At 69.5% G+C, this 22804-nt stretch carries 23 protein-coding genes; 7 read left to right on the top strand and 16 right to left on the bottom strand.

Annotated elements, in window-relative coordinates:
• Positions 1–196 precede the first annotated feature (196 nt).
• On the top strand, positions 197–868 hold the full coding sequence (gene nucS / locus ACFV9W_RS19855) for an endonuclease NucS (RefSeq protein WP_385762562.1): 672 nt from the start codon (positions 197–199) through the stop codon (positions 866–868).
• A 69-nt stretch (positions 869–937) separates the two neighbouring features.
• Here the strand turns inward: nucS and ACFV9W_RS19850 are convergent, their stop codons facing one another.
• The 4 genes from ACFV9W_RS19850 to ACFV9W_RS19835 form a co-directional block, all read right to left on the bottom strand.
• Positions 938–3409, bottom strand: coding sequence for an ATP-binding protein (locus ACFV9W_RS19850; protein ID WP_385762560.1), 2472 nt, complete (start codon positions 3407–3409; stop codon positions 938–940).
• A 228-nt stretch (positions 3410–3637) separates the two neighbouring features.
• Positions 3638–3961 carry an STAS domain-containing protein gene (locus ACFV9W_RS19845; protein WP_266714147.1) on the bottom strand — a complete coding sequence of 108 codons (324 nt, stop codon included), beginning with the start codon at positions 3959–3961 and terminating at the stop codon, positions 3638–3640.
• Between the two features lie 201 nt (positions 3962–4162).
• The gene (locus tag ACFV9W_RS19840) at positions 4163–5014 is read right to left on the bottom strand and encodes a 3-hydroxyacyl-CoA dehydrogenase family protein (protein ID WP_385762558.1); all 852 of its coding nucleotides are present in this window, start codon (positions 5012–5014) and stop codon (positions 4163–4165) included.
• Between the two features lie 168 nt (positions 5015–5182).
• The gene (locus tag ACFV9W_RS19835) at positions 5183–5821 is read right to left on the bottom strand and encodes a TetR/AcrR family transcriptional regulator (protein ID WP_385762556.1); all 639 of its coding nucleotides are present in this window, start codon (positions 5819–5821) and stop codon (positions 5183–5185) included.
• Between the two features lie 82 nt (positions 5822–5903).
• Here ACFV9W_RS19835 and ACFV9W_RS19830 point away from each other — a divergent pair, with 82 nt between their 5' ends.
• Genes ACFV9W_RS19830 through ACFV9W_RS19820 form a run of 3 tightly spaced genes read left to right on the top strand, consistent with a single transcriptional unit; the run spans position 5904 to position 8033 of the window.
• Positions 5904–6686 (top strand): ABC transporter ATP-binding protein, encoded by a 783-nt coding sequence (locus tag ACFV9W_RS19830; protein WP_385762554.1) that lies wholly within the window; start codon positions 5904–5906, stop codon positions 6684–6686.
• 5 nt (positions 6687–6691) lie between these two features.
• Positions 6692–7447, top strand: coding sequence for an ABC transporter permease (locus ACFV9W_RS19825; protein ID WP_385762552.1), 756 nt, complete (start codon positions 6692–6694; stop codon positions 7445–7447).
• 13 nt (positions 7448–7460) lie between these two features.
• Entirely contained in the window at positions 7461–8033 is a 573-nt protein-coding gene (locus ACFV9W_RS19820) for a cob(I)yrinic acid a,c-diamide adenosyltransferase (protein ID WP_385762550.1), read from the top strand.
• On the opposite strand, the gene ACFV9W_RS19815 is transcribed toward ACFV9W_RS19820, so the two are convergent.
• Positions 8034–8585: a hypothetical protein gene (locus ACFV9W_RS19815; protein ID WP_385762548.1), complete on the bottom strand. Its 552-nt coding sequence runs from the start codon at positions 8583–8585 to the stop codon at positions 8034–8036. It abuts the gene before it with no gap.
• A gap of 174 nt (positions 8586–8759) precedes the next feature.
• Between ACFV9W_RS19815 and ACFV9W_RS19810 the strand changes: the two genes are divergently transcribed.
• The 3 genes from ACFV9W_RS19810 to ACFV9W_RS19800 all read left to right on the top strand — a co-directional run bounded on the left by ACFV9W_RS19810 (position 8760) and on the right by ACFV9W_RS19800 (position 12574).
• Positions 8760–9932 (top strand): sensor histidine kinase, encoded by a 1173-nt coding sequence (locus tag ACFV9W_RS19810; protein WP_385762546.1) that lies wholly within the window; start codon positions 8760–8762, stop codon positions 9930–9932.
• A complete protein-coding gene (locus tag ACFV9W_RS19805) occupies positions 9929–10576 on the top strand; it encodes a response regulator (protein ID WP_385762544.1) in 648 nt (215 codons plus the stop codon). Before ACFV9W_RS19810 ends, ACFV9W_RS19805 begins: the two co-directional genes overlap by 4 nt.
• 138 nt (positions 10577–10714) lie before the next feature.
• The gene (locus ACFV9W_RS19800; RefSeq protein WP_385762542.1) at positions 10715–12574 is read left to right on the top strand and encodes a glycosyl hydrolase family 18 protein; all 1860 of its coding nucleotides are present in this window, start codon (positions 10715–10717) and stop codon (positions 12572–12574) included.
• Positions 12575–12648: 74 nt separating this feature from the next.
• Here the strand turns inward: ACFV9W_RS19800 and ACFV9W_RS19795 are convergent, their stop codons facing one another.
• The 11 genes from ACFV9W_RS19795 to ACFV9W_RS19745 all read right to left on the bottom strand — a co-directional run bounded on the left by ACFV9W_RS19795 (position 12649) and on the right by ACFV9W_RS19745 (position 22677).
• The gene (locus tag ACFV9W_RS19795) at positions 12649–13104 is read right to left on the bottom strand and encodes a DUF2550 domain-containing protein (protein WP_385762540.1); all 456 of its coding nucleotides are present in this window, start codon (positions 13102–13104) and stop codon (positions 12649–12651) included.
• A 133-nt stretch (positions 13105–13237) separates the two neighbouring features.
• Positions 13238–13612 (bottom strand): F0F1 ATP synthase subunit epsilon, encoded by a 375-nt coding sequence (locus ACFV9W_RS19790; RefSeq protein WP_385762538.1) that lies wholly within the window; start codon positions 13610–13612, stop codon positions 13238–13240.
• A 116-nt stretch (positions 13613–13728) separates the two neighbouring features.
• Positions 13729–15165, bottom strand: coding sequence for a F0F1 ATP synthase subunit beta (gene atpD, locus ACFV9W_RS19785; RefSeq protein ID WP_385762536.1), 1437 nt, complete (start codon positions 15163–15165; stop codon positions 13729–13731).
• Positions 15165–16091: a F0F1 ATP synthase subunit gamma gene (locus ACFV9W_RS19780; protein WP_385762534.1), complete on the bottom strand. Its 927-nt coding sequence runs from the start codon at positions 16089–16091 to the stop codon at positions 15165–15167. The genes atpD and ACFV9W_RS19780 overlap by 1 nt, the downstream gene beginning before the upstream one ends.
• Before the next feature lie 20 nt (positions 16092–16111).
• Positions 16112–17704, bottom strand: coding sequence for a F0F1 ATP synthase subunit alpha (gene atpA / locus ACFV9W_RS19775; protein WP_385762532.1), 1593 nt, complete (start codon positions 17702–17704; stop codon positions 16112–16114).
• 119 nt (positions 17705–17823) lie between these two features.
• A complete protein-coding gene (locus tag ACFV9W_RS19770) occupies positions 17824–18645 on the bottom strand; it encodes a F0F1 ATP synthase subunit delta (protein WP_385762530.1) in 822 nt (273 codons plus the stop codon).
• Complete coding sequence (locus ACFV9W_RS19765; RefSeq protein ID WP_385762528.1) at positions 18642–19190, bottom strand: F0F1 ATP synthase subunit B; 549 nt, start codon at positions 19188–19190, stop codon at positions 18642–18644. The genes ACFV9W_RS19770 and ACFV9W_RS19765 overlap by 4 nt, the downstream gene beginning before the upstream one ends.
• Positions 19191–19231: 41 nt before the next feature.
• A complete protein-coding gene (gene atpE / locus ACFV9W_RS19760; protein ID WP_385762526.1) occupies positions 19232–19471 on the bottom strand; it encodes an ATP synthase F0 subunit C in 240 nt (79 codons plus the stop codon).
• A gap of 76 nt (positions 19472–19547) precedes the next feature.
• A complete protein-coding gene (atpB, locus tag ACFV9W_RS19755; protein WP_385762667.1) occupies positions 19548–20318 on the bottom strand; it encodes a F0F1 ATP synthase subunit A in 771 nt (256 codons plus the stop codon).
• Positions 20319–20591: 273 nt separating this feature from the next.
• Positions 20592–21050, bottom strand: a complete 459-nt coding sequence (locus ACFV9W_RS19750; RefSeq protein ID WP_385762524.1) for a hypothetical protein — start codon at positions 21048–21050, stop codon at positions 20592–20594.
• A gap of 271 nt (positions 21051–21321) precedes the next feature.
• Positions 21322–22677, bottom strand: coding sequence for an MraY family glycosyltransferase (locus tag ACFV9W_RS19745; protein ID WP_385762522.1), 1356 nt, complete (start codon positions 22675–22677; stop codon positions 21322–21324).
• Positions 22678–22804: the final 127 nt, after the last annotated feature.

The raw sequence follows: 22804 nt of genomic DNA, 5'->3' as shown, positions 1-22804 counted from the left end.
AGAAGTCCTCGGCACGCACGGCCCGTGGAACACGCAGCGTGCACGCGCCGCGACCTCCTGTCTTCTACGGTAGGGAACGTGTCCGAACCGCAACAGGGCGTAGGGGTATTCGTTCGTACACAACCGGCCAATGGCGAACGCGTGCTTACTAGGGCGAAGTGCGTGGAGCCGTGGGGTTCGAGTAGCGTTGCCGACCATGCGTCTCGTCATCGCCCGTTGCTCCGTGGATTACGCGGGCCGGCTCACCGCCCACCTCCCGTCGGCACCCCGCCTCATCCTCGTGAAGGCGGACGGCAGCGTCTCGATCCATGCGGACGACCGTGCCTACAAGCCCCTCAACTGGATGTCGCCGCCGTGCACCTTGAAGGAGGGCACCGGGGACGACGAGGGCAAGTGGACCGTCGTCAACAAGGCGGGCGAAAAGCTCATCATCACGATGGAGGAGATCCTCCACGACTCCTCGCACGAGCTCGGCGTGGACCCCGGCCTCATCAAGGACGGCGTCGAGGCCCACCTCCAGGAACTGCTCGCCGACCGCATCGACACGCTGGGCGAGGGCTACACGCTCATTCGCCGCGAGTACATGACGGCGATCGGCCCGGTCGACATCCTGTGCCGGGACGCCGACGGGCAGACCGTGGCCGTCGAGATCAAGCGCCGCGGCGAGATCGACGGCGTGGAGCAACTCACCCGCTACCTGGAGCTGTTGAACCGGGACCCGCACCTCGCTCCGGTGCGGGGTGTCTTCGCGGCGCAGGAGATCAAGCCGCAGGCGCGCGTTCTTGCGACGGACCGGGGGATCGGTTGCGCCGTGCTGGATTATGACGCGATGCGGGGCATCGAGGACGACAAGCTGCGGTTGTTCTGACATTGCGGGAGGCGCGGTTGACGTCTCGGGGCTCCGCCCCGGACCCCGCGCCCCTCATGCCTGCAAGGCTCAGGCAGTCGGCGTCGTCCCCGGATTGGACGTGTTCGGGCCGCTCGCCGTGTCCGAGGTGTCCGGGGTCGTCGGCGCGGTCGACGTCGGCGTCGGCGGAGGACTTGTCGGCGGCGTGGTCGGCGGGGTCGTCGGCGGCTTCGTCGGGGGTGAAGTGGGCGGCTTCGTCGGGGACTTGGTCGGCGATTTCGTCGGGGACTTCGTGGGCGACTTGGACGGCGACTTCGTCGGGTCGTCCGGCGACTTGGAGCCGCTGGGACCGTCCGACGGCGTGCCGGAAGCCCCGCTCGACGGCGTCGGGTCGTCCGACGTGCCCAGGACTCCGTCCTTGCCGGGGTCGGTCGGCGCCGCGCTCGTCCTGCCGTCGTCGCCGTTCACCTCGTCGGCGCCGAGGTCCCCGCCGTTCTCCCCCGCCGTCGCCGACGGGTTCGTGTCGACCTTGTCGGACGGCGGGTCGTCGTTGCCCGACGTGGCGCCGAGCGTGACGACCGTGCCGAGCACCGCCGCGAGCAGCGCGCCCGCGCCCGCCGCCACCATGTTGCGCCGGGCTCCGCCGGCCACCGACTTGCGCGAGGGCGCCTTGCCGCCGAAGACCGTCGGGGCGGGCGGCGCGGGCGGGGCGGCCTGACGGGTCACCAGGGTGTCGGGCTCGGGCGGCGCCTCCGACCGTCCGTACGCGGGGACTCCGCCGGGCGGCGAGGCCGACTCCTCGTACATCGCCTCCGGGATCTCCTCCCCCGCCGCCGTGCTCCCGGGCAGCGCGCCGCCCGAGCGGTCGGCGACCAGGGCGAGGGCCCGGCGCCCGGCGATCGTGCCGCGCTTGTCGGCGACGGCGCCGCGCAGCGCGATGGAGGCCTCCAGCTCGACGCGGGCCCGGTCGAGCTGCCCGCCGAGGAGCGCGAGGATGCCCAACTCGTGGTGGAAGTAAGCCTCTTCGGACACCTCGCCCGTGGCGCGCGCCGATTCGAGGCCGGCCCTGAGGGCGCGCTCCCACGCGCCCCAGGCGAGCCCGGCGGCGAAGGCGGGCGCGGCCGCGCGGGCCAGCTCCACGGACGCCTCGCGCGCCGTCGTCGCCGCGAGCGCGGCAAGCACGGCGTCGGACTCCGCGACCACCCGCTCGGGTCCCACCGACGGGTGCGCGGCCCACCAGGCGTAGTGCTGGGCGGCGGTGCTCCCGCGGTCGGCGGAGTCGCCGCCGTAGCCCGCGGCCTCCAACTGCCGGCGCACTCCTGCCGCGAGGCGGTAGCGGCCGCCTGCCGGAGTGACGAGGGCGCAGGAGACGAGCTCGGCGAGGGCCGCGTCGGCGTGCGTGTCGCCGACGAGCGCCGGCAGATGCGCCTGGTGCGGGATCTCGCCGCCGAGCGCGACCGCGAACTCCAGGGTGGCGCGCGCGGACGCGCCGAGCCGCGACGCGAGCAGCGCGGCGGGCGCCGCGGCCTCGGCGAGCGCGGGCAGCGGTACGTCGTGCCCGTCGGCGGTGTCGAAGGGCGCGTCCACGGGGGCCGCGCCCGGACCCTCGTAGTACCCGAACGCGTCGAAGGCCTCGGGGTCGGCGCGGAGCTGGTCGCGCTGCCGGAGCAGGGCGCCCGCCTGTACGAACCTCAGCGGCAGGCCCTCGGACTCGAACCAGAGGTCGGCGGCCCACTGCGCCTCCTCGTCGGTGAGCACCCGGCCGACGGCCCGCTCCAGGAGCTGCTGGCAGCCGCCGCGCCCGAGCCCCGCCAGGAAGACCTCCTCGATGTGCGAGTCGGCCGACGGCGCGGGCACGTCGGGCGTCGCGGACAGCAGGAAGGCGCACTCGGGCGTCGCTTCGAGGAGTTCGTCGAGCGCGGCGCCGCCGAACTCGAGGTCGTCGAGGACGACGACGGCGCCGATCTCGTGGACGAGTTCGAGCAGCAGCGCGCGGTCGGGGCGGTGCAGCGGCGCCTTGTGGACCGCGCCGAACAGCTCGTACAGCAGGTCGTCGACGGAGCGCCGGGTGCCGCAGAGCCGGACGACGCCGTCGGGCGCGATGTCGGCGCAGTCCTCGGCGATCCGGTCGAGCAGCGCGGTGCGCCCGGATCCCGCGGGCCCCGTGAGCCGCACCGAGCGGCCGCGCGCCAGGAGCCGCACCAGGCGCTCGCGCTCCTCCTGGCGCTCCAGGAGAGCCAGTTGGGGCTGTGCGGGCCCCGGCGGCAGCGGTGGCCGGGCGGCGCGGGCGAGCGCCGCGCGCTCCGTGGCGCCGTACTTGTCGGGCCGGCCCGGGCGCTCTCCGGGCGGGCAGGGTTCGATCTCGCTGCCGTCCACGGGGTTGACGGTCAGCAGATGGTCGCCCGAGACGAGTCGCACGGTGCGGGCGAGCGCGGGTGCGGGCTGGCCGTAATCGGGCGTCAGAGGATCGCGGGGCGGACGCTGTCGTCCCCCGCTGCCGCCCTCCGACCCCTCGTGCCGTTCCTGGCTGGAATCTTCCGGTCCCCGGTTCGTCGGGTCCATCGTCAAAGCCCCCCAAAAGCATGGCACGCCGCTTGCCCCTCCCGGCCTGTGCGCACCGCGCTGTCACTGCGCACAGTATCTACGAAGCCGGGAGGTACCGCGCCGCCCGAGACGTCACAGTCTCGTGAGGATTGTCGGCGATTCCCGCCGGAATGACTGGTTCACCCCTTCCGGGGTCAAACCTCCGGTTCAACCGTGCAACTCCGGCCACGCGCGCGGCCTTCCGCCTCAGACGCGGGGCAGGGACTCGACGCCGATGCCGCCCTCGATGGCGAGGATCCGGTGCAGTCTGGTGGCGACGAGCAGGCGCTGCATCTGGGGCGGCACGCGGCGCAGCACGAGCCGGCGTCCGCAGCGGCCCGCGCGGCGGTGGGCGCCCATGATGACGCCGAGGCCGGTCGCGTCCCAGGAGTCGAGTTCGGACAGGTCGAGCACCAGGTCGCCGATTCCGTCGTCGACGGCGGTGTGCAGGACCGAACGGGCGTCCGCCGCGCTGCGGACGTCGAGGCGGCCCCCGACGACCAGCTCGACGTGGTCGCCCCTGATGTACATATGCGCTCCCCGTGGGAAATTCAGAATGGTCGGAGTACGCGACTGCTCCAGTGCTTCTGAGCCGGTACTCAGCTGGTCATGTGATCCGGGTGATCTGGGTATGTCACTGCAACTGACGGGCCGCGGGGGCCGAAAGTTGCCGTCTGTAAGCGAACCGATACCGAATTCACCCCGAGGGGTGACATGGCATCAGCTGTGCGGTCAGGCGTGCTTGTAGAAGCCCTGCCCGCTCTTGCGGCCGATGTCACCGGCGTCCACCATCCGGCGCATCAGCTCCGGCGGCGCGAACTTCTCGTCCTGCGACTCGGTGTAGATGTTCTCCGTCGCGTGCAGCAGGATGTCGACGCCCGTCAGGTCCGCGGTGGCGAGCGGCCCCATCGCGTGCCCGAAGCCCAGCTTGCAGGCGACGTCGATGTCCTCGGCGGTGGCGACCCCCGACTCGTACAGCTTCGCGGCCTCGACGACGAGGGCGGAGATGAGACGGGTCGTCACGAACCCGGCGACGTCCCGGTTCACCACGATGCAGGTCTTGCCGACGGACTCGGCGAACTCGCGGGCGGTGGCGAGGGTTTCGTCGCTCGTCTTGTAGCCGCGCACCAGCTCGCAGAGCTGCATCATCGGCACGGGCGAGAAGAAGTGCGCGCCGACGACGCGCTCCGGGCGGGCGGTGGCCGCCGCGATCTTGGTGATCGGGATGGCCGAGGTGTTCGAGGCGAGCACCGTGTCGTCCCGCACGATCTTGTCGAGCGCGCGGAAGATCTCGTGCTTCACTTCGAGCTTCTCGAAGACGGCCTCGACGACGACGTCCGCGTCGGCCGCCGCATCCAGGTCGGTGGTGGCGGTGATCCGGCCGAGCGCGGCCTCGGCGTCGGCGGCGTCGAGCTTCCCCTTGCCCACGAACTTCTCGTACGAGGCCTTGATCCCGTCGGTGCCCCGCGCGAGCGCCTCGTCGGTGACGTCGCGCAGCACGACGTCCCAGCCCGCCTGGGCCGAGACCTGCGCGATGCCCGACCCCATGAGGCCGGCCCCGATGACGGCGAGCTTCCTTGCCACGTACGTCCCCTAACCGCGTGTCCCGCGCGACCGCTTAACCGCTGTTTACTTGCTCTTCGGCGGACACTAGCGCCCGTGAGCGGCCGTGTGACAGCTAAGAGATGCGCGTCACGTCTCGAATGACGGACATCACACTGGTACGGATCAGTGATCGATCATCCGTGCTCATCAGGCGCCACGGACGGCGTAGTTGAGCACCTTCGCGCTCAGAAGTTCCTCGATCTCGTCGAGCACGTCGAGCATCTCGCGGGACACCTCGGCGGGGGTGCCGCCCTCGACCATCCGGCGCCCGATGTGCGCCATGACGGTCTGGTGGACCCAGTCGATCTGACCCGCGATCAGGTCCGGCAGCGGGTCGCCCTCGGCGGCGCGGGTCTCCTCGCGGAGCGTCGCCACGAGGTTGTCGCGCACCTCCTGCTGGATGGCCCACAGCCGGGAACGCAGGGCGGGCGCGGCCTGCACCACGCGCATGAAGTCGCTGTACCCGTCCATGAGCCCGACGCGCGGCGAGACCGACTCGACCTCCTCGCGCAGCTCACGCAGCACGGCGCCGGCAGCGGACTCCCCCGCACCCCGGCCGCGCACCCAGCGGGACATCCGGTCGATGACCCCGGAGGCCCGGTCGAGGAACAGATCCTCCTTGGCCGGGAAGTAGTTGTAGACGGTGTTCACGGAGACGTTCGCCGCGTCCGCGATCTCCGCGACGGTCACCGCGTCGAAGCCGCGCTCCAGGAACAGGCCGGTCGCCACGTCCGAGATGTACTGCCTGGTCTGCCGCTTCTTCCGCTCCCTGAGCCCTTCTGCCATGCGCCGATCCTACGGGTTCGCTGGCCTCGCTGAAATTTTGGGGACGTTGCAAAATTTCAGCGACTCTGTTTTTCTGGCTCGCATGCCAGTCATCAGCGCGTCCGGGCTCGCCCGGACCTTCACCACCAAGAACGGCCCCGTCGAGGCGGTCCGCGGCATCGACCTGCGCGTCGAACCGGGCGAGATCCTCGGCTTCCTCGGCCCGAACGGCGCGGGAAAGACGACCACCCTGCGCATGCTCACCACGCTGCTCGCTCCCACCGGTGGCGCGGCCACCGTCGCGGGGCATGACCTTGCGGGCGACCCGGCCGGGGTGCGGCGCGCGGTCGGATACGTCGCCCAGTCCGGCGGTGTCGACCCGAGCGTGTCCGTGCGCGAGGAGCTGGTCACCCAGGGCCGCCTCTACCGCCTGACGAAGCCTCAGGCAGGCGCACGGGCCGAGGAGCTGGCGGCGGACCTCGGCCTCTCGGACCTGATGGGGCGGAAGACCGCCGCGCTCTCCGGCGGGCAGCGGCGCCGCCTCGACATCGCGATGGGGCTCGTGCACCACCCCAAGGTGCTCTTCCTCGACGAGCCGACGACCGGGCTGGACCCGGGCAGCCGCGCCGACCTGTGGGACCTGGTCCGCCGGCTGCGCGCCGAGCACGGCACGACCGTCTTCCTGACCACGCACTACCTCGACGAGGCGGACGCGCTCGCGGACCGGATCGTCGTGGTCGACAAGGGAGTCGTGGCCGCCGAGGGCACGCCGAGCGCGCTCAAGCTGGCGCACGGCGGGTCGATCGACGCGACGCTCCAGGACACGTTCCTGGCCATCACCGGGCGCGGCCCGGCGCCCGTGGACACGACACCGGTGGCGGTGTGAGCGCGATGAGCACCCTTGCCTCCGATACGCGGATCATCTTCGGCCGCTACGCCCGCCAGACCCTCTCGTCCCGCTTCCAGATCCTCTTCGGCATCCTGATGCCCCTGCTGTACCTGCTGTTCTTCGGCCCGCTGCTGACCAGCCTCCCGCTGGGCTCCACCGGGAGTTCCTGGCAGATCCTGGTGCCGGGGCTGCTGCTCCAACTCGGGCTCTTCGGTGCCGCGTTCTGCGGCTTCGGCATCATCCTCGAGAAGAACTACGGAGTGGTGGAGCGGATGCGGGTGACACCGGTCAGCCGGCTCGCGCTGCTGCTCGGCCGTGTCCTGCGGGACACCGCGCTGTTCCTGTTCCAGGCCGTGCTGCTCGTGCTCGTCGCGCTCGCGATGGGCCTGCGCGCGCCCCTCGGCGGGATCCTCATCGGCTTCGCCTTCGTGGCGCTCCTGACGGTCTCCCTGGCCTCCCTGTCGTACGCGCTCGCCTTCAAGGCCCGTACGCCGCAGGAGTTCGGCCCCGTCATCAACGCGGTCACCATGCCGTCGATGCTGCTCTCGGGTCTGATGCTGCCGATGGCGCTCGCGCCGGGCTGGCTGGACGGGCTCTCGCACGTCATGCCGCTGCGCTATCTCGTGGACGCGATGCGGGACGCGTACGTCGGCCACTACGCGACGGCGAACATGCTCTACGGGGTGCTGGTCGCGCTCGCCTTCGCGGCGCTCGCCGTGACGGTCGGCACACGCGGCTTCCGGCGGGCCGCCCCGTAATTAGGGTGGTCGCATGGTCAATCTGACGCGCATCTACACCCGTACCGGAGACAAGGGCAGCACCGCCCTCGGCGACATGAGCCGCACCGCCAAGACCGATCTGCGGATCTCGGCGTACGCGGACGCCAACGAGGCGAACGCCGTGATCGGCACGGCGGTCGCCCTCGGCGGCCTCGACGAGGAGGTGGTGAAGGTGCTCGTGCGCGTGCAGAATGATCTGTTCGACGTGGGCGCGGACCTCTCCACCCCCGTCGTCGAGAACCCCGAGTTCCCGCCGCTGCGCGTCGAGCAGTTCTACATCGACAAGCTGGAGGCGGACTGCGACCACTTCAACGAGCAGTTGGAGAAGCTGCGGTCCTTCATCCTCCCGGGCGGCACCGCGGGCGCCGCGCTCCTGCACCAGGCGTGCACGGTCGTCCGCCGCGCGGAGCGCTCGACGTGGGCCGCGATGGAGGTGCACGGCGAGACGATGAACCCGCTCACGGCGACGTACCTGAACCGCCTCTCCGACCTCCTGTTCATCCTGGCGAGGATCGCGAACAAGGAGGTCGGGGACGTGCTGTGGGTGCCGGGCGGCGAGCGTTAGTCACCCCTTGCCGACCGGTACCGCCGGCGCCTTCTTCGGGAACACCGTGTAGCTCAGCGCGATGATCACGTTGATCGCGATCAGGAAGAGCATGCGCTGCTGCCACTGCGCGAGGGATTCGGTCGCCCCGGCCTCGTCCACGTACCAGATCGCGCCCTGCAACAGGCCCATCGCGATGACGGCGGCGAGGATCCAGCGGGCGGCCAGCTTCCACTCGTGGATCGCGCGCGGCACCCCGTACTTGGGGGTCGACGGCGGTGGGCCGCCCGCGAAGCGGTGGGCGACGCGGACGTCGACCCACGTGATCGTGTAGTGGCCGAGGGCGATCGAGTAGCCGATGTAGACGGCGGCCAGGCCGTGCTTCCAGTCGGGTTCGGCGCCGTTCTTGAGGTCGATGGCCGTGACGACCAGCAGCACGACCTCCAAGAGCGGCTCGCACAGCAGTACGGCCACGCTCGCGCGCGGCATCTTCGCCCAGTAGCGCAGGGCGAGTCCCGCGGCGAGGAGCACCCAGAAGGCGACCTCGCAGGCGACGATCAGCGTGACGATCACGGTGCGCTCCTCTCGTTTCCTTCGTTTCCCCTGCTACCAGGCTCCCTGCCGCGCGGCGCGTGATCGTCGTCGTACATGACGAAGTGGGACTGCATCCTTCGATGTAGTGCCGGGCCGGCCCGGCTCGTCCCGCCGCACCATGGCAGGACCGCCCCGGCCGTGTTGGATGGAGTCATGCAGGCCCCCGCTCTCCCCCGCCCGCACCGCGACGACGTGCGCATCGCCGTCGGCGGGCTGCTCGGCGGGCTCGCGCTGTGGGGCTTCGGGCTCGGCATGAACTCGGGACGGCTCCTCGACGGTTCGTGGCTGCTCGTGCCGCTCGTCGCGATGGCGGCGCTCGAACTGCTGCGCCGCACCCGCCCCCGGTTCGCCGTCGTCACCGGCACGCTCGTGCTGGTGGCCGACCAGTTCACCCAGGGCAGCCTCGCGACGGTGCTCATGTACACCGACCTGATGTACGCGGCCGCGCTGTACGGGACCCCGGCCGCCGCCCGCCGCCTCCCCGTCAGCACCGGCCTGGTGACGGTCGCCGTCACGCTCGGCTTCGTCGCCTGGCTGCGGCAGCCGGAGGCGATCCTGATCGGCGTCGCGACCGGCCTCGTCTCCTTCGGCCCCGCCGCCACAGGACTGCTGGTGCGCGGCCACCGCGAGGCGGCGCAGGCGGAGCGGCTGCGGGCGGAGCAGACGGCGCTGCTCGCCGAGATGGACCGGGCGCAGGCGGTGACGGCGGAGCGCGCCCGGATGGCCCGCGAGCTGCACGACATGGTGGCGAACCATCTGTCGGCGATCGCGATCCACTCGACGGCCGCGCTGTCCCTCGACGACCAGGACACCACCCGTACGGCGCTGAAGACGATCCGCGAGAACAGCGTCGAGGGCCTCGCGGAGATGCGCCGCCTCATCGGCATCCTGCGGGACGCTGGCGAGGACCAGGAGCCCGCCGCCGCGCCCACGCTTGCGGGGCTCGGCGACCTCGTCGAGCAGTCCCGCACGAACGGCCTCGACGTCGGGCTGACCACCTCCGGCGACCTCGCCGGGCTGCCCGCGCCGGTCGAGCTCGCCGCCTACCGCATCGTCCAGGAGTCCCTCACGAACGCGCTCAAGCACGCGGGGCCCGGCCGTGTCACGGTCGCCGTCGACCGCACGGACGCGTGTGTCGGGATCCGGGTCGACAGCCCGTACGGCGACCGGGGCGGGCCGCGCGCGCCGGGCTCCGGCGCCGGGCTCGTCGGGATGCGGGAGCGGGCGGCGCTCCTGGGCGGCACGTTCGAGGCGGGGCCCGACGCCCCGGGCGGCGAGTTCTGGCGGGTGTGCGCCCGCCTCCCCCTGGAAGGAGTCACCGAGTGATCCGCGTACTCGTCGCCGAGGACCAGTCCGCCGTACGGGCCGGGCTCGTGCTCATCCTGAACAGCGCGCCCGACATCGAGGTCGCCGGCGAGGCGGAGGACGGCGAGCGGGCCCTGGAGCTGGCCCGGGAGCTGCGGCCCGACCTGGTGTTGATGGACGTACAGATGCCGCGCCTCGACGGCGTTTCGGCCACGCGCGCGGTGGTCGCCGAGGGGCTCGCCGACGTCCTCGTGCTGACCACCTTCGACCTCGACGCGTACGTGTTCGGGGCGCTGCGCGCGGGGGCGGCCGGGTTCCTGCTCAAGAACACGGACGCGAGGGACCTGCTGGAGGCCGTCCGCACGGTCGCCCGGGGCGAGGGCCTGATCGCGCCGGCGGTCACGCGTCGCCTGATCGCCGAGTTCGCGCGGCCCTCCGGCGGCGAACCGGCCGACCCGCCACCGGAGCTGGAGTCGCTCACACGCCGGGAGCGGGAAGTGCTCGACCGGCTGGGCGAAGGGCTGTCCAACGCGGAGATCGCGGACCGGCTCGACATGGCGGAGGCCACGGTAAAGACCCATGTCAGCCGCCTGCTCGGCAAGTTGAACCTGCGCAGCCGGGTGCAGGCGGCCGTGCTGGCGCGCGAACTTGGCCGAAAGCCGTGATTGGTTTAGACCTTGACCGCTGGTCCAGACCTTTCTATTCTCGCCGCACTGCGGTGAGCACACCCCCCACTCCGGTGCTCATGGGCGTCGCAGGGTTCCACCCCCAAGACGAACCCCGGACCTCCCGAGGAGCACCTGATGCACCCGACTGACGTACCGAGACAGAGACTTCGGCGCAGAACGACCGCGGCACTCGCGGCCCTCGCCCTGCCCGCCGCCGCCCTCGTCGGCCTCGCCACCCCCTCCCACGCCGCCGCCGAGGCCACCACCGTCACCGCCACGTACGCCAAGACCCAGGACTGGGGCAGCGGCTTCGAGGGCAAGTGGACCATCAAGAACTCCGGCACCACGACCGTGAGTTCGTGGAACGTCCAGTGGGACTTCCCGTCCGGTACGAAGGTCACCTCGGCCTGGGACGCGACCGTCACCAACTCCGCCGACCACTGGACCGCCAAGAACCTCTCCTGGAACGGGACGCTCGCCCCCGGCGCCTCGGTCTCCTTCGGGTTCAACGGCACCGGCTCCGGCGCCCCCACCGGCTGCAAGCTCAACGGCGCCTCCTGCGACGGCGGCGACGTCCCCGGCGACGCGGCACCCTCCGCGCCCGGCACCCCGACCGCCTCCGGCATCACCGACACCTCCGCCAAGCTGTCCTGGTCGGCCGCCACCGACGACAAGGGCGTCAAGAACTACGACGTGCTGCGCGACGGCGCCAAGGTCGCGACGGTGACCGGCACTTCGTACACCGACACGGGGCTGAAGGCCGGCACCGACTACTCGTACACGGTGCAGGCCCGCGACACCGCCGACCAGACGGGACCGGTCTCCGGCTCCGTGAAGGTGCGCACCACCGGCGGCGGCACCGACCCGGGCCCCGGCCCCGGCGACAAGGTCAACCTGGGCTACTTCACCAACTGGGGCGTCTACGGCCGCCAGTACTACCCGAAGAACCTGGAGACCTCCGGCTCGGCCGCCAAGGTCACCCACATCAACTACGCCTTCGGCAACGTCCAGGGCGGCAAGTGCACCATGGGCGACGCCTACGCCGACACGGACATGGCGTACACGGCCGCCAACTCCGTCTCCGGACAGGCCGACACCTGGGACCAGCCGCTGCGCGGCGCCTTCAACCAGCTGCGCCAGCTGAAGGCCAAGAACCCGAACCTCAAGATCCTCTGGTCCTTCGGCGGCTGGACCTGGTCCGGCGGCTTCGGTGAGGCCGCGAAGAACCCGGCCGCGTTCGCCGACTCCTGCTACAAGCTGGTCGAGGACCCGCGCTGGGCCGATGTCTTCGACGGCATCGACATCGACTGGGAGTACCCGAACGCATGCGGTCTGACCTGTGACACGTCCGGCCAGGACGCGCTCAAGAAGCTGTCCACGGCGCTGCGTTCGAAATTCGGTTCGCAGAATCTGGTGACGGCCGCGATCACCGCCGACGCCTCGTCCGGCGGCAAGATCGACAAGCAGGACTACGCCGGTGCCGCACAGTCCATGGACTGGTACAACGTCATGACCTACGACTTCTTCGGCGCCTGGGAGGCCAAGGGCCCGACCGCCCCGCACTCCCCGCTCACCTCGTACTCCGGCATCCCGCAGCAGGGCTTCAACTCCGCCGACGCCATCGCCAAGCTGAAGGCACAGGGCGTACCGGCCTCCAAGCTCCTCCTCGGCATCGGCTTCTACGGCCGCGGCTGGACGGGCGTCACGCAGAAGGAGCCCGGCGGCACCGCGACCGGGCCCGCGGCCGGCACGTACGAGCAGGGCATCGAGGACTACAAGGTCCTCAAGACCAAGTGCCCGTCGAACGGCACGGTGGCCGGGACGGCGTACGCGCACTGCGGCTCCGACTGGTGGTCCTACGACACCCCGGCGACGATCGGCTCGAAGATGAGCTGGGCCAAGTCCCAGGGCCTGGGCGGCGCCTTCTTCTGGGAGTTCTCCGGCGACACCTCGAACGGCGAACTGGTCACGGCCATCAACTCCGGCCTGAAGTAACCCCTCAATACCGAAGCCGGGCCCACGGGAACGCCCCCCGTCGGCCCGGCTTCTTCCATGCCTGCGCCAGGGGCCTACGCCACATTGACCCGCTGGCCGGGAGGCGCCGCCTCCAGCCACGCCAGGAAACCGGTCAGCGCGTCCTCGCTCATGGCCAGCTCGAGGCGGGTCCCGCGGTGCGTACACGCGAGGACGATGGCGTCCGAGAGGAGCGCGAGCTCTTCCTCGCCCTCGGGGGCACGCCGCCCGGTGACCTCGATGGCGGCCCGCTCGAGAATCCGCTTCGGCCGCGGCGCGTACGAGAAGACGCGGAACCACTCGACCCGGTCACCGTTGTAACGGGCGATCCCGTAGCCCCACCCTTTGCCGGAGGCATCCGCCGCTTCGGGCGCCGGCGCGTCCCACCGCAGCGAACAGTCGAACGTACCGCCGGAGCGCTGGATGAGCCGCCGCCGCACTCCGAAGGCGACGAGTCCCACCACCACGAGCACGACGACCGCGACTACGCACAGCACAAGAACGAGGACCATCTACACCGACCTCCTCGCTTCTCGACCGATAACGGAACAGCAAAACAGTTGTAGATCGCCTCAGCCGCGACCCGGTCCGGAGATTATCTCCGGCCTGGGCCGCGGCTGAGGTACATCATGTGGCTCGCTGGATTCAGCGCGCCGCCACCGTACGGAGTCGCACGTCTGCGCGACGCTCGGCGGACGCGTCGGCGTCCGACTTCGCGCGCTCCAGCGCCCGCTCCGCCCGCTGGGCGTCGATCTCGTCCGAAAGCTCGGCGATCTCGGCCAGCAGGGACAGCTTGTTGTCGGCGAACGAGATGAAACCGCCGTGGACAGCCGCCACGATCGTTCCCCCGTCCGTCGTACGGATCGTCACGGGGCCCGACTCCAGCACACCGAGCAGCGGCTGGTGACCGGGCATGACGCCGATGTCGCCGGACGTGGTACGCGCGACGACCAGGGTGGCCTCGCCGGACCAGACACTGCGGTCCGCGGCGACGAGCTCGACGTGCAGCTCAGCAGCCAAGGTGGGCTCCTCGGGTCACCACCCGGCGGCACTCGCTGCCGGGTGTCGGTTCAAAGTCTAGTGGGCGTGACGGGAGGGCCGGGACATACCCCCGACCCTCCCTTGAGCTACAGGGCTCAGGAGACGCCGAGCTCCTTGGCGTTGGCCTTGAGGTCCTCAATGCCACCGCACAGGAAGAACGCCTGCTCCGGGAAGTGGTCGTACTCGCCGTCGATGATCGCGTTGAACGCGGTGATCGACTCGTCCAGCGGGACGTCCGACCCGTCGACGCCGGTGAACTGCTTGGCGACGTGGGTGTTCTGGGACAGGAAGCGCTCCACGCGACGGGCACGGTGGACGGTGAGCTTGTCCTCCTCGCCCAGCTCGTCGATACCGAGGATCGCGATGATGTCCTGGAGGTCCTTGTACTTCTGCAGCACCGTCTTGACGCGCATGGCGGTGTTGTAGTGGTCCGCCGCGATGTAGCGGGGGTCCAGGATGCGGGACGTGGAGTCCAGCGGGTCCACGGCCGGGTAGATGCCCTTCTCGGAGATCGGACGGGAAAGCACCGTCGTCGCGTCGAGGTGGGCGAACGTGGTCGCCGGGGCCGGGTCGGTCAGGTCGTCCGCGGGCACGTAAATGGCCTGCATGGACGTGATCGAGTGACCACGCGTCGAGGTGATGCGCTCCTGGAGGAGGCCCATCTCGTCGGCGAGGTTCGGCTGGTAACCCACGGCCGAGGGCATGCGACCCAGCAGGGTCGAGACCTCGGAACCGGCCTGCGTGAAGCGGAAGATGTTGTCGATGAAGAACAGCACGTCCTGCTTCTGCACATCGCGGAAGTACTCCGCCATGGTCAGACCCGCGAGGGCCACGCGCAGACGGGTGCCCGGCGGCTCGTCCATCTGACCGAAGACCAGCGCGGTCTTGTCGATGACGCCGGACTCGGCCATCTCCTCGATGAGGTCGTTGCCCTCACGGGTGCGCTCGCCGACACCGGCGAACACGGAGACACCGTCGTGGTTGTTGGCGACGCGGTAGATCATCTCCTGGATGAGCACCGTCTTGCCGACGCCGGCACCACCGAACAGGCCGATCTTTCCACCCTTGACGTACGGGGTGAGAAGGTCGACGACCTTGATGCCGGTCTCGAACATCTCGGTCTTCGACTCGAGCTCGTCGAAGTTCGGGGCCTTGCGGTGGATGCCCCAGCGCTCGCCCGTGTACTGCTCGTCGGTGTTCAGGACCTCGCCGAGGGTGTTGAACACCTTGCCCTTGGTGAAGTCGCCGACGGGCACCGTGATGGAGGCGCCGGTGTTCACGACCGGGGCCTGGCGGACCAGGCCGTCGGTGGGCTGCATGGAGATGGCGCGGACCAGGCCGTCACCGAGGTGCTGGGCGACCTCGAGCGTCAGGGTCTTCTTCTCGCCGTCCTTGGCCGGGTCGTTGACCTCGACGTGCAGGGCGTTGTAGATGTCCGGCATCGCGTCGACGGGGAACTCCACGTCGACGACCGGGCCGATGACCCGGGCGACGCGGCCCGTGGCCGTCGCGGTCTCAACAGTGGTCGTCATTACTTGTCACTCCCCGCGTTCGCGTCGGCCAGGGCGCTGGCGCCACCGACGATCTCGCTGATTTCCTGGGTGATTTCGGCCTGGCGGGCCGCGTTGGCAAGTCGCGAGAGGTTATTGATCAGGTCTCCCGCGTTGTCGGTCGCCGACTTCATCGCGCGGCGCGTGGCGGCGTGCTTGGAAGCAGCCGACTGGAGCAGCGCGTTGTAGATCCGGCTCTCGACGTAGCGCGGCAGGAGGGCGTCGAGGACGTCCTCCGCCGACGGCTCGAAGTCGTACAGCGGAAGGATCTCGTCGCCCTTGCCGGACGCCTTCGACTCCTCCGCCACCTCCTCGAGGCTGAGCGGCAGCAGCCGGCCGTCGACGGCCGTCTGCGTCATCATCGAGACGAACTCGGTGTAGACGATGTGGAGCTCGTCCACGCCGCCCTCCGCCGTCTCCTTCTCGATGGCCTCGATCAGCGGAGCCGCGACCTTCTTGGCGTCCGCATACGAGGGCTCGTCCGTGAAGCCCGCCCACGACTCCACGACCTTGCGCTCGCGGAAGTTGTAGTGCGCGAGACCACGGCGGCCGACGATGTACGTGTCGACCTCCTTGCCCTCGGCCCGGAGCCGCTCGGTGAGCTGCTCCGCGGCCTTGATCGCGTTCGAGTTGAAGGCACCGGCCAGACCGCGGTCGCTCGTGAGCAGCAGCACCGCGGAGCGGGTCGCCGTCTCGGGCTCGGTCGTCAGCGGGTGCTTTGTGGTCGACCCCGTCCCCACCGCCGTGACCGCGCGCGTGAGCTCGGTCGCGTAGGGCGTGGAGGCCGCCACCTTGCGCTGTGCCTTGACGACACGCGAGGCGGCGATCATCTCCATCGCCTTGGTGATCTTCTTGGTCGCGGTGACGGATCGGATGCGACGCTTGTAGACCCGGAGCTGGGCTCCCATGAGTCAGGTCCCTTCCGTCGTCACTTACCGGCGGCGGCCGGAGCGTCCTCGCCGAGAAGCTTCCCGTCCGAGGTCTCGAACTGCTTCTTGAACTCGGCGACGGCGTCGTCGATGGCCTGGATGGTGTCGTTCGACATCTTCCCGCCCTCCTTGATGGAGGTCATGAGGCCCTGCTCCTTGCGGTGCAGGTGCTCAAGGAGCTCCTTCTCGAAGCGGCGGATGTCGGAGACCGGCACCTCGTCCATCTTGCCGTTGGTACCGGCCCAGACGGAGACGACCTGGTCCTCGGTGGCCATCGGCTGGTACTGAGCCTGCTTCAGCAGCTCGACCAGACGCTGACCGCGCTCCAGCTGCGACTTCGACGCGGCGTCCAGGTCGGAACCGAAGGCGGCGAACGCCTCCAGCTCGCGGTACTGGGCCAGGTCGAGACGGAGCCGGCCGGAGACCTGCTTCATGGCCTTGTGCTGGGCGGAACCACCCACACGGGAGACCGAGATACCGACGTTCAGGGCCGGACGCTGGCCGGCGTTGAACAGGTCGGACTCCAGGAAGCACTGGCCGTCGGTGATGGAGATGACGTTGGTCGGAATGAACGCCGACACGTCGTTCGCCTTCGTCTCGACGATCGGGAGACCCGTCATCGAGCCGGCGCCCATCTCGTCCGAGAGCTTCGCGCAGCGCTCGAGCAGACGGGAGTGCACGTAGAAGACGTCACCCGGGTAGGCCTCGCGCCCCGGCGGGCGGCGGAGCAGCAGGGACACGGCGCGGTAGGCGTCGGCCTGCTTCGAGAGGTCGTCGAAGATGATGAGGACGTGCTTGCCCTCGTACATCCACTGCTGGCCGATGGCCGAGCCGGTGTACGGCGCCAGGTACTTGAAGCCGGCCGGGTCGGACGCCGGGGCGGCGACGATGGTCGTGTACTCCAGCGCGCCGGCCTCTTCGAGGGCGCCACGCACGGAGGCGATGGTCGAACCCTTCTGACCGATGGCGACGTAGACGCAGCGGACCTGCTTGTTCGGGTCGCCGGTGCGCCAGTTGTCACGCTGGTTGATGATCGTGTCGACAGCCAGGGCGGTCTTGCCGGTCTGGCGGTCACCAATGATCAGCTGACGCTGACCACGGCCGACGGGGGTCATCGCGTCGACGGCCTTGTAGCCGGTCTCCATCGGCTCGTGCACCGACTTGCGCTGCATGACCGTGGGGGCCTGCAGCTCAAGGGCGCGACGACCGCTGGTCTCGATCTCGCCGAGACCGTCGATCGGGTTGCCGAGCGGGTCGACAACGCGGCCGAGGTAGCCCTCGCCGACACCGACGGACAGGACCTCACCGGTACGCGTGACCGGCTGGCCCTCCTCGACGCCGCTGAACTCACCGAGGACGATGGCGCCGATCTCGCGCTCTTCCAGGTTGAGCGCGAGGCCGAGCGTGCCGTCCTCGAACTTCAGCAGTTCGTTGGCCATGGCCGAGGGGAGACCCTCGACCTTCGCGATGCCGTCGCCGGCAAGGGTGACCGTACCGACCTCCTCGCGCGAGGCCGCGTCCGGCTTGTACGCCTGGACAAAGTTCTCCAGCGCGTCCCGGATCTCCTCCGGCCGGATCGTGAGCTCCGCCATCTGGGTTCCCTGCTCTCCTTGTTGGGCCCGAAGTGTTCTTGGGGGGTCTGGGGTCAGCCCCCAGGAATCCTCTGCACGGCCCAACTAGGGCCGTAGTCGTACGTGTTGAGGTGTTGCGGTCAGCCGGCCATGCGGCGGCCGGCCTCCTCGATGCGGTCCGCGATGGAGCCGTTGATGACCTCGTCGCCCACCTGCACCTTGATCCCGCCGAGGACCTCGGGGTCCACGTCCAGGTTCAGGTGCATGTCGCGGCCGTAGAGCTTCGCGAGGGACGCACCCAGGCGCCGCTTCTGCGCGTCGCTCAGCGGGACCGCCGTGGTGACGACCGCCACCATGCGCTCGCGACGCTCCGCGGCGAGCTTGGAGAGGGACTCGAGTCCCGCTTCCAGGCTACGTCCACGCGGCGCGGTCACAAGACGGCCGACGATCCGCTCGGTGGTGGGCTTGGCCCGACCGTCGAGCAGCCGCTTCACGAGCTCGGCCTTGGCCTGGCCCGATGCCGACTTGTCGGTGAGCGCGGCGCGCAGCTCGGTGTTGGAGGAGACGATCCGGTCGAACCGGAACAGCTCGTCCTCGACGTCGTCGAGGTCACCGTTCTCCTGCGCCGCGGTCAGGTCCGCGGTGTTGGCCAGCTCCTCGAGGGAGTCGACCAGGTCGCGGGAGGCCGACCACCGGGAGCGGACCAGGCCCGAGACCAGGTCGGCGGCCTCGCCGCTGATCTGGCCGCCGAGCAGGCGGCTCGCGAGCTCGGCCTTGGCCTCACCGGCCTGCGCCGGGTCGGTCAGGACCCGCCGCAGGCTGACCTCGCGGTCGAGCAGCGCGGTCACCGAGGCCAGGTCGCCGGCGAGCGCCTTGGCGTCGACCGAGGTGTTGTCGGTCAGCGCGTCCAGACGCTCACGCGCGGCGGCCAGTGCCTCGCGGCTCGCTCCGTGGGCGGTCATCGTGCAGCCTCTGCCTTCTCTTCGAGCTCGTCGAGGAAGCGGTCGATCGTGCGCGACTGCCGGGCGGAGTCCTCGAGGGACTCGCCGACCAGCTTGCCGGCCAGGTCGGTGGCCAGCAGGCCCACGTCCTGACGCAGCGCCTGAGCGGCGGCCTTGCGGTCGGCCTCGATCTGCGAGTGACCGGCGGCGATGATTTCCTCACGCTGCCGCTGGCCTTCCGCACGCATCTCGGCGATGAGCGAGGCACCCTGCTCCTGCGCCTCCTGGCGCAGCCGCGCGGCCTCGTGCCGGGCCTCGGCGAGCTGAGCCTTGTACTGCTCGAGCACGCTCTGGGCCTCGGTCTGCAGGGCCTCAGCCTTCTCGATGCCACCTTCGATCTGCGCGTGGCGCTCTTCCAGCGTCTTGTTGATGCGCGGAAGGAGCTTCTTGGCGAAGACGAAGAAGACGATGGCGAAGGCAAGGGTGCCAATGAGCAGCTCGGGACCGGGCGGGAGGAGAGGGTTCATCTCCTCCTCGGCCGCCAGCTGTACCAGGTTGGCGATCACATCAGTGCCTTTCGTCGAAAGTGTCAGTCAGTACGCGGTGATTACTGACCGAACACGAACGGCATAACGATGCCGATCAGGGCGAGCGCCTCACAGAAGGCGAAGCCGAGGATCTGGTTGGCGCGGATCAGGCCGGCGGCCTCGGGCTGGCGGGCCAGCGCCTGGGTGCCGTTGCCGAAGACGATGCCGACGCCGATGCCGGGGCCGATCGCGGCGAGACCGTAACCGATGGAACCGAGGGAGCCGGAGACGCCAGCGGCGAGTTCGATGGACGCGGACATGCCGTTACTTCCTTTTCTTTACGAACCGGTGGGGGTTGTCCACCGGACGACCTGGGGTGGTTGGGCGGGGTGGGGCTCAGTGGTGCTCGGCGAGAGCGCCCTGAATGTACGTGCAGGCCAGGAGGACGAAGACGTACGCCTGAACGGCCTGAACGAAAAGCTCGAAGAGGATCATCGCGATCGTCATGACGAAGGAGACGCCCGCGGCCGGGATCATCCAGCTGTTCAGCAGGTACCAGGAGGCGACGGTGAACATCACCAGCATCAGGTGACCCGCGAACATGTTCGCGAAGAGTCGGACCGCGTGCGTGAACGGGCGGACCAGCAGGTTCGAGAAGAACTCGATGAACGAGACCAGCCACTTGATCGGCCCGAGCGACGGGTCGTAGCCGGTGATGTTCTTCCAACCACCCACGAAACCGTGGCGCTTGAAGGTCAGCGGCACCCAGATCAGGTAGACGATCGCCGCCAGGATTGCCGGGTAGGCGATGACCGACGAGACCGGGAACTGGGCGAGCGGAATGACCGACCAGACGTTCATGATCCAGATGAAGAAGAACAGCGAGACCATGACCGGTACGTACTTCTCGCCCTCCTTCTTGCCGAGCGTCTCGTAGACGACGTTGCGGCGGACGAAGTCGTAGCCGGCCTCACCGATCATCTGGATCTTCCCGGGGACGACCTTGGAGCGGCCGAACGCGAAGAAGAAGAAGACGCAGATGACGATCGTGGTGAGCAGGGCGAGCAGCATCACCTTGTTGAAGTAGAACCAGCCGAAGTCGGCAATCGGTTCGAACAGGAAGGAGTGCAGGCCCGGCGCCGGGAAGCCGCATCCGTTGTCGGACATGATCCGACAGCTCCAGTCAAAGGCGAGCTGGGTCGTGTCAGCACTCACCGCGGGCTCCTTCGGCGTGACGCATAAGTACGGCAACCTCGTTGTGTCGGTGCGGCGTGCAGCCGCGGATCGGCACCGGTCTGGTGTTTCGGGCGTGGGGGCGGCGGGCAGGCAGTGAGCCTCGCGATCGTGCAGGCGTCAGCTCTCGTGCCCGCGCCGGCGATGCCGCAGTTGGCACCGGACGATAGCAGCCCGACGAACGGGCGTTTATCCCGGCCCTACCTCTCACGATGACGACCCGGTCTTCTCGGCTTTCTCAGTGGTCCCGGTCCCCTTGGAACCGGGCGCCGCCTCGGGATCGATATAGAAAACCTTGGCCTTCATGTGCGCGCGGGCCTGGGCTGCCATCCACACGACGGTCGAGACGACCAGAGAGACGGCAAAGGTCTTGGGATTGAAGAGAGTCGTGTCCTTGAAAATGGCCACGAAGATCATGAGCAGCAGCAGCTGGGCGACGTAGAGCATCAGCCCCATCGCCTGGAACAGCTGCGGAAGCGATTTTGCCGTGCGAATCAGCACGACCTGCCCGAGGCCCATGAACACGATCACCACAAGAGCACCGACCAGCGCACCGATGGCCCCCTTGCCCCCCGCAACCACACCACTGATCACCGCGGCAATCACGCCTGCGGCGGCGGTGGGTACGACGGTGTGAAGAAGGGTCCGTGCGTCATTGGACGGCATGGCGGCAACTCCGCTTACTGGTGTGGGGCAGGTGTCGTCATGGACGAGCGTAGTCCGGGGATTCAGCAGTCCGATTCGGGCCAAATGGCCGTCGCACTACGGCCTTTCGGTCCTTCCCCCGGCTTCGTGAACGGTATCACAAACTATTTGATGCGGTCTTTACCTAGATGGTGTGCCAACCGTCACACGTGAGGGGGATCCTGCGCGTCTGTGCATGCAGAAGGCCAACAAGTCTGGTATTGGACTCATTTCGGGCACCGGGCTCGTCGCGTCAACGTGACGTTCCGGCCTTACGCCGATCCGTGAAGCGCGAACGGCCGCCGATCGCCGTCGCCCCGTTGACCCCCGCGGGGATCCTGCCGCGGTCCGGTTCGCCCTCGGAGCCCTCGGAACCCTCAGGACTCCCGGAGCCCCCAGAGCCCTCTGCCGCCCCGTCCCCCACTGCGGCCTGCGCAGGCCGCCGGTAGCGCGGCGGGACCAAGTGCTGCGCCCAGCGCGGCGCGTGCGGCGTGAAGCGCGGCAGCAGCAGCATGACGAGCCCGACGAAGCTCAGCGCCACGATCGTGAGCATGACCCACATCCCGGACGCGGAGTGCACGGAGTAGGCGACCGCGCCGAAGGCGATGAGGCCCGACCAGAAGTACATGATCAGCACCGCGCGGGAGTGCGAGTGGCCGATCTCCAGGAGCCGGTGGTGCAGATGCCCGCGGTCCGCGGCGAACGGCGACTGCCCGTTCCAGGTGCGGCGCACGATCGCGAGGACGAGGTCGGCGAACGGGATCGCGATGATCGTCAGCGGCATCAGCAGCGGAATGAAGACCGGGAGCATCGCGTGCGTGGTGTCACGGGTCGAGCCGCCGAGGTTCAGCCGGAGCGCGTCCGGGTCGACCTGACCGGTGATGGAGATCGCCCCGGCCGCGAGGACCAGGCCGATGAGCATGGAGCCCGAGTCGCCCATGAAGATTCTCGCCGGATGGATGTTGTGCGGCAGGAAGCCCAGACACATGCCCATCAGGATCGCCGCGAACAGCGTGGCCGGGGCCGCGGACTCGATGCCGTAGCCGTACCAGATCCGGTACGCGTACAGGAAGAACGCCGCGGCGGCGATGCACACCATGCCCGCCGCGAGGCCGTCGAGGCCGTCGACGAAGTTCACGGCGTTGATGGTGATCACGACGAGCGCGACGGTGAGCAGCGTGCCCTGCCACTGGGTGAGGGACACGGTCCCCACGCCCGGGATCGGCAGCCACAGGATCGTCAGGCCCTGCATGACCATGACGCCCGCGGCGATCATCTGGCCGCCGAGCTTGATCAGGGCGTCGATCTCGAACTTGTCGTCCAGGACGCCGATCAGCCAGATGAGGGCCGCTCCGGAGAGCAGCGCCCGCGGTTCGTTCGAGGACTCGAAGACCTTGTCCAGGTTGGTCAGGTGATCGGCGACGAGCAGGCCCGCGCACAGGCCGAAGAACATGGCGATACCGCCGAGCCGCGGCGTGGGCTCCCGGTGCACGTCACGTGCACGGATCTCCGGCATGGCGCCGGCCACGATCGCGAACTTCCGCACCGGGCCTGTGAGCAGATAGGTCACCGCGGCCGTGATGCAGAGCGTCAGCAGGTATTCACGCACGGGCTTCCCCACAGGTATCGCTGGCCATCTCAGCCCCACACCCTAGTCTCGCGTGCTTAGGGTTGGGGACTTCCGGGTAGCGACGATGGTTGCACGGCTGACGGTTCCAGAGACGTACCTGGTGCGT

It is taken from the genome of Streptomyces sp. NPDC059897 (genome assembly GCF_042730865.1).
Taxonomy (GTDB): domain Bacteria; phylum Actinomycetota; class Actinomycetes; order Streptomycetales; family Streptomycetaceae; genus Streptomyces.
This window is presented reverse-complemented; position numbering and strand designations above follow the sequence as displayed.

Bases quoted from the DNA above. Each gene is read 5' to 3' on its own strand.
- nucS (WP_385762562.1), top strand. From the start codon at position 197: ATGCGTCTCGTCATCGCCCGTTGCTCCGTGGATTACGCGGGCCGGCTC.
- ACFV9W_RS19850 (WP_385762560.1), bottom strand. From the start codon at position 3,409: ATGGACCCGACGAACCGGGGACCGGAAGATTCCAGCCAGGAACGGCAC.
- ACFV9W_RS19845 (WP_266714147.1), bottom strand. From the start codon at position 3,961: ATGTACATCAGGGGCGACCACGTCGAGCTGGTCGTCGGGGGCCGCCTC.
- ACFV9W_RS19835 (WP_385762556.1), bottom strand. From the start codon at position 5,821: ATGGCAGAAGGGCTCAGGGAGCGGAAGAAGCGGCAGACCAGGCAGTAC.
- ACFV9W_RS19830 (WP_385762554.1), top strand. From the start codon at position 5,904: ATGCCAGTCATCAGCGCGTCCGGGCTCGCCCGGACCTTCACCACCAAG.
- ACFV9W_RS19825 (WP_385762552.1), top strand. From the start codon at position 6,692: ATGAGCACCCTTGCCTCCGATACGCGGATCATCTTCGGCCGCTACGCC.
- ACFV9W_RS19820 (WP_385762550.1), top strand. From the start codon at position 7,461: ATGGTCAATCTGACGCGCATCTACACCCGTACCGGAGACAAGGGCAGC.
- ACFV9W_RS19810 (WP_385762546.1), top strand. From the start codon at position 8,760: ATGCAGGCCCCCGCTCTCCCCCGCCCGCACCGCGACGACGTGCGCATC.
- ACFV9W_RS19800 (WP_385762542.1), top strand. From the start codon at position 10,715: ATGCACCCGACTGACGTACCGAGACAGAGACTTCGGCGCAGAACGACC.
- ACFV9W_RS19795 (WP_385762540.1), bottom strand. From the start codon at position 13,104: ATGGTCCTCGTTCTTGTGCTGTGCGTAGTCGCGGTCGTCGTGCTCGTG.
- atpD (WP_385762536.1), bottom strand. From the start codon at position 15,165: ATGACGACCACTGTTGAGACCGCGACGGCCACGGGCCGCGTCGCCCGG.
- ACFV9W_RS19780 (WP_385762534.1), bottom strand. From the start codon at position 16,091: ATGGGAGCCCAGCTCCGGGTCTACAAGCGTCGCATCCGATCCGTCACC.
- atpA (WP_385762532.1), bottom strand. From the start codon at position 17,704: ATGGCGGAGCTCACGATCCGGCCGGAGGAGATCCGGGACGCGCTGGAG.
- ACFV9W_RS19770 (WP_385762530.1), bottom strand. From the start codon at position 18,645: ATGACCGCCCACGGAGCGAGCCGCGAGGCACTGGCCGCCGCGCGTGAG.
- atpE (WP_385762526.1), bottom strand. From the start codon at position 19,471: ATGTCCGCGTCCATCGAACTCGCCGCTGGCGTCTCCGGCTCCCTCGGT.
- atpB (WP_385762667.1), bottom strand. From the start codon at position 20,318: ATGTCCGACAACGGATGCGGCTTCCCGGCGCCGGGCCTGCACTCCTTC.
- ACFV9W_RS19750 (WP_385762524.1), bottom strand. From the start codon at position 21,050: ATGCCGTCCAATGACGCACGGACCCTTCTTCACACCGTCGTACCCACC.